The 4,054-nt window shown below is 70.3% G+C and carries 5 protein-coding genes and 1 pseudogene; 2 read left to right on the forward strand and 4 right to left on the reverse strand.

Annotated features, from left to right (window positions below; all coding sequences use genetic code 11):
* Positions 1 to 110: 110 nt before the first annotated feature.
* Positions 111 to 212 (forward strand): annotated as a pseudogene (locus AC2CJA_RS24940) (IS5/IS1182 family transposase); the annotation flags it as partial.
* Between the two features lie 53 nt (positions 213 to 265).
* Here AC2CJA_RS24940 and AC2CJA_RS24945 read toward each other — a convergent pair.
* Together AC2CJA_RS24945 and AC2CJA_RS24950 are read right to left on the reverse strand one after the other, a co-directional pair.
* Positions 266 to 1,045, reverse strand: coding sequence for a DJ-1/PfpI family protein (locus tag AC2CJA_RS24945; RefSeq protein ID WP_484604935.1), 780 nt, complete (start codon positions 1,043 to 1,045; stop codon positions 266 to 268).
* A complete protein-coding gene (locus tag AC2CJA_RS24950; RefSeq protein WP_484604939.1) occupies positions 1,023 to 2,027 on the reverse strand; it encodes a GlxA family transcriptional regulator in 1,005 nt (334 codons plus the stop codon). Before AC2CJA_RS24950 ends, AC2CJA_RS24945 begins: the two co-directional genes overlap by 23 nt.
* 331 nt (positions 2,028 to 2,358) lie before the next feature.
* Here AC2CJA_RS24950 and AC2CJA_RS24955 point away from each other — a divergent pair, with 331 nt between their 5' ends.
* On the forward strand, positions 2,359 to 2,925 hold the full coding sequence (locus AC2CJA_RS24955; RefSeq protein ID WP_484604936.1) for a hypothetical protein: 567 nt from the start codon (positions 2,359 to 2,361) through the stop codon (positions 2,923 to 2,925).
* Here AC2CJA_RS24955 and AC2CJA_RS24960 read toward each other — a convergent pair.
* Together AC2CJA_RS24960 and AC2CJA_RS24965 are read right to left on the reverse strand one after the other, a co-directional pair.
* Positions 2,891 to 3,280 (reverse strand): transposase, encoded by a 390-nt coding sequence (locus AC2CJA_RS24960; protein WP_484604937.1) that lies wholly within the window; start codon positions 3,278 to 3,280, stop codon positions 2,891 to 2,893. The two genes, AC2CJA_RS24955 and AC2CJA_RS24960, sit on opposite strands and share 35 nt — an antisense overlap.
* Complete coding sequence (locus AC2CJA_RS24965) at positions 3,241 to 3,672, reverse strand: transposase (RefSeq protein ID WP_484604938.1); 432 nt, start codon at positions 3,670 to 3,672, stop codon at positions 3,241 to 3,243. The genes AC2CJA_RS24960 and AC2CJA_RS24965 overlap by 40 nt, the downstream gene beginning before the upstream one ends.
* Positions 3,673 to 4,054: the final 382 nt, after the last annotated feature.

Genomic DNA, 4,054 nt, shown 5'->3' on the forward strand with positions numbered 1-4,054 from the left:
CCTCGCCGACTGCGGCTCGACGGCCTTGACGGTCTCGGTCTCGGTCACGTTCTCACTGGTCATCGATGCATCTTCCTTGCTCAGGAGTTACACCGAACGTTTTACAGTCCCAGACCTGGAAGATCCTCCGCGACTGCCGCCTGAAAGGCGACGGCGTCCACCACGCCATGCTCGGCATCGCCCGCCTCCACAACCTCCCCCTCGCCGGATGACAGACAAACGAGCAGGTCGGCAGACATGTCCCTGAGAATTTACGGGACAACCTCTAACGCGCCTGGGAGGCTTCGAGCAGCCGTAGGGCCATCTCCTTGAGCCCCGGTGCGGCTTCGGCGGCGTTGCCGGAGTCGAACGGAGGCCGGGGGTCGTACTCGACGGCGAGCTGGATCGCTCTGGCCACGGTCTCGCCGGCCATCTGCGCTGCGAGGTAGAGCGCCATGTCCACCCCCGCCGAGACCCCGGCGGCTGTGACGATCTTCCCCGAGCGGACGTAGCGCGCGGGTAGGTAGGTGACGTCGAACGCGGTGCTCAGGTAGTCGGCGGAGGCCCAGTGCGTCGTCGCTTCGCCTCCTGTCAGCAGGCCAGCTGCGGCCAGGACGAGCGAGCCGGTGCAGACCGACACCGTCCAGCGGGTGGATCGGTTGGTTCGGCGGATCCAGGAGAGCAGGGCGGGGTTGTTCATGGCGCTGACGGTGCCGTCCGCCCCGGCGCCGGGTACCAGCAGGACATCCAACCGCTCGACCTCGTCGATCGAGCGATCGGCCAGTACGGCCACGTCCCTGGTGTCGGTGCGGACGGCGCCGCGGCGTTGCCCGATCATCGTGACCGTCGCGCCCGGTAACCGGGAGAGCACCTCGGCCGGCCCGGTCGGGTCCAGGAGGCTGTAGCCGTCGTACAGCAGGATCCCGATCTCAGGTCCGTCTGTGCGCGGGCGGCGCCGCTGCCGGGCCTGCGCGGCTGCGGCCGTGGTGAGGCCGCCGGTGGTGGCCAGAGCCGCGCCGGCGGCCATGCCCCCCAGTACGGTCCTACGTGTCGTTGTGTCTGCCATGGCGGGGAGTCTGCCGCTGCGCGGGCACGCGCGCCCTCGGCATGTCCGGCATCCTGCGAAGCACGTCCCCCGCGACGCCGTAGTGGCGTAGCAGCGTCGTTCTCAGGGTCTCGGCCGAGCCGAGGCCGCAGCGCCGGGCTACGGCCGCCACCGGCAGGCCGCTGGAGCGCAGCAGGTGGGCGGCGGCCTCCGCACGGGCGGCCCGTACAGCACGTGCCGGTGTCGTGCCCAGGTGCGCCGTGAACAGGCGGGTCAGATGCCGGGTGCTGATTCCCGCCCGCTCGGCCAGTGCCCGCGGGGACAGGTCGTCGGCGAGATGGCCCGCGATGTAGCCGGTCAGGTCGCGTACGAGCCTCTCCCCCGGCGGCGGATCCGCCAGAAACATGCTGATCTGGGCCTGGTCCGCCGGCCGGTGCAGATAGGTGACCAGTTCGCGGGCCACCGCGCGCGCCAGCGTCGGCCCGTGGTCGTCCTCGATCAGCGACAACGTCAGGTCCAATGCGCTGGTGACCCCGGCCGAGGTGTAGACGTTGCCGTCGCGTACGAAGAGCGGAGCCGGGTCCACGGCCACAGCCGGGTGGCGTTCGGCGAGTCGGCTGCCGTGCCCCCAGTGCGTGGTCACCCGCCGGTGGTCGAGCAGTCCGGCCGCCGCCAGTACGTACGCGCCGGTGCACACCGAGACCACCCGCCGACTGTGTCCGGCCAGGCGGCGTACCTGGTCCAACAGCCGCCGGTCCTGCGCGGCGGTCTCCGCCCCGAGGCCGCCGACGATGACGAGGGTGTCCAGGCGGCCGGTCACCGCCGCCAGCCGCCGCCCCGGTCCCAAGCCGATGCCGGCCGATGTGCCCGCCGTCCGGCCGTCGAGAGTGCTCAGCTCGATGGTGTACGGCGGCGCCGCGCCATAGCGGTTGGCGATGTCCAGAGCACCGCTGGGGCAAGCGACATCCAGGATCTGCGCGTTCTCATAGGCCACGATCACCACGCGTCGACGGTCGTCCATACCACGAATACCACCACGCGTCGGCTGGGTGGCTCACCTTGCCGACCGACCCTGCCGGCCCGGCGGCGGCCAGGCCCTTACACGCGTTGCATGCGGTCCGCGCATCCACCAACCCGGGCACACCGGCTGCCGCAGCCGGGCGGCGGTGGCCGCCTTCTCCCAGTGACATGGCAGGCTCCCCACCGAACACGGGACTGTGAGAAGCCGTTGTCGTACCGAACTTGATGTGCACGTTCTCGCAGGTCAGGCATGATGTCGCGGTCGGGGAGGCAGGCTGGGGCCGTCGGGTTTTCTCGTCGGTGGAGGTGCCGGGATGGCGTCGGTCGTGGGATTGCTGGAGGAGCGGGAGCTGGCCGCGCGGGAGCGTGTGGAAGGACTGCGGGAGGACGCGGACCGGGTGCTGGCCGCGCTCGCGGAGGCGGAGAGGGACTGGCAGGGGTGGTTGATCGCCCGGCAGCGTGTGAGTGAGGTCTTGTCCGTGCCGCGAACCCCGCAGGCCGGCGAGACGGGCCCGCTCCCGGCGGCTGAGCCCTCCGCGTCAGCTCCGGAAACTGAGTCCGTGGCGGGTGCGCCCGCTTCGGTGCCGACGCCGGGGGCTGCGCGGGCGGGTTCGATCGTCCCGGTGTGGCGGCCCGCGCTCACGGCGGATGTCCTCGCGGTGGACTACCAGCGCATCCTCGCCTTGCTGGCGGAACGCCGGCTGGGCGGGGACGGGGTGCTGACGTGCCAGGAGATCGCCGCAGGACTTGGTCTGGCGTCCATTCCGGCGTGCGTGGAGGGCGTGCGGTCGAAGATGAAGCGGCTCACGGACCGCGGCTGGGCCGCCGAGTCGGCGCCGGGCCGGTTCACGCTCGCCGACGGGCCAGCCGCCGGGTCATGAGCATCGTCATCGACCACAGCACCATCTGCTCATGGACAGCGGGCAGCGTCTCGTAGTCGCGAACCAGCCAGCGTGAACGGAACAACCACGCGAATGTCCGCTCCACGCACCAGCGCCTCGGTAGCACCACGAACCCCGAGGCGTCGTCGCTGCGCTTGACGATCTGCACCGTGAGCTGCAGCTTCTCCTTCGCCCAGGTGACCAGGCGGCCCGCGTAGCCACCATCGGCCCACACCAAGGTGATCTTCTTGAAGCGGCCCCGCAGGCGCTCCAGAAGGGGCACGGCCGCGTTGCTGTCGTGGACGCTCGCGGTGGTCACCATGACCACCAGGAGCAGGCCGAGGCAGTCCACCATGATGTGGCGCTTGCGACCGGGCACTTTCTTGCCCGCGTCGTAGCCGCGCGAGGACGCGGGGACCGTGGCCGCGGCCGCACCGACTGCGAGTCGACGATCGCGGCGGTCGGCTCCGGATCACGGCCGGCGTCCTCACGCACCAGAGCGCGCAACCGGTCGTGCAACTCGGCCAGCAGCCCGGTCGCGCCCCAGCGCCGCGCGAACGCGTAGACGCGGTCCCACACGGGGAAGTCGCCCGGCATCGCCCGCCACGTGATGCCGCCCGCGACCAGGTACCGCACGGCATCCAACATCTGCCGGTGGCAGTAGCCCTCCGGCTGACCGCCCTTGCCGTTCATCCACGCCGGGACCGGCATCGCGTCCCGCACGACCGCCCACTCCGCGTCGATCATGTCCGAGGGGTACCGCGGCTCGCGATCCGGATGATCGCCCGCGTTCCCGAACCGGTGAGCGAGTCAATCACACGACCGGGCACCCGAGTTGGACTCCACCGGCACGGAACCGCAAGACTGCGACACAGGGCCTCCTGACCAGGTCGTTCGGACTTCGACAATCCCGAGCTGGACAGGAGGCCCTGTCTTCATGCACGCAGAAGCCGAAGATCACGCGACCGAGTCACCGCACTCGAACTGACGCCCAACAAGATCGGTACGACAACGGCTTCTAAGCTTGGCGTTTAACCTCGCGTGTCACCCGACCTGCTGAGGTCTTCTGTTTCGGGGAACGTGCGACGCGGCCGTCCTCCACGCTTCGAGGTGTCGAGTCACGGAGTGT

It is taken from the genome of Streptomyces sp. ATLC9 (genome assembly GCF_057196705.1).

Coding starts and splice junctions, on each gene's coding strand:
- AC2CJA_RS24945 (WP_484604935.1), bottom strand. CDS start 1,045: ATGGCAGACACAACGACACGTAGGACCGTACTGGGGGGCATGGCCGCC.
- AC2CJA_RS24955 (WP_484604936.1), top strand. CDS start 2,359: ATGGCGTCGGTCGTGGGATTGCTGGAGGAGCGGGAGCTGGCCGCGCGG.
- AC2CJA_RS24960 (WP_484604937.1), bottom strand. CDS start 3,280: ATGGTGGACTGCCTCGGCCTGCTCCTGGTGGTCATGGTGACCACCGCG.
- AC2CJA_RS24965 (WP_484604938.1), bottom strand. CDS start 3,672: ATGATCGACGCGGAGTGGGCGGTCGTGCGGGACGCGATGCCGGTCCCG.